The 223-nt window shown below is 48.9% G+C and carries 2 tRNA genes; both read right to left on the bottom strand.

Annotated elements, in window-relative coordinates:
* Nucleotides 1–30 precede the first annotated feature (30 nt).
* A tRNA-Ala gene (locus tag AYC59_RS06060) sits at nt 31–106 on the bottom strand.
* Between the two features lie 11 nt (nt 107–117).
* A tRNA-Ile gene (locus AYC59_RS06055) sits at nt 118–194 on the bottom strand.
* Between the last annotated feature and the right edge of the window lie 29 nt (nt 195–223).

The raw sequence follows: 223 nt of genomic DNA, 5'->3' as shown, positions 1-223 counted from the left end.
TTCATTTCTCATTGTCCTATTTCTTCTCATTGGTGGAGATAAGCGGGTTCGAACCGCTGACCTCCGCAGTGCAAGTGCGGCGCTCTCCCAGCTGAGCTATATCCCCATATCTTTTCCTGGTGGGCATAACTGGACTCGAACCAGTGACCCCTGCGTTATCAGCACAGTGCTCTAACCACCTGAGCTATACGCCCTCAACATAAAAAAGACATGTAATAAAAGC

Origin of the sequence: Pseudostreptobacillus hongkongensis, from assembly GCF_001559795.1 — a bacterium.
GTDB lineage: Bacteria > Fusobacteriota > Fusobacteriia > Fusobacteriales > Leptotrichiaceae > Pseudostreptobacillus > Pseudostreptobacillus hongkongensis.
The sequence above is the reverse complement of the archived record's forward strand: the minus strand, read 5'-3'. Positions and strand labels throughout refer to the sequence as shown.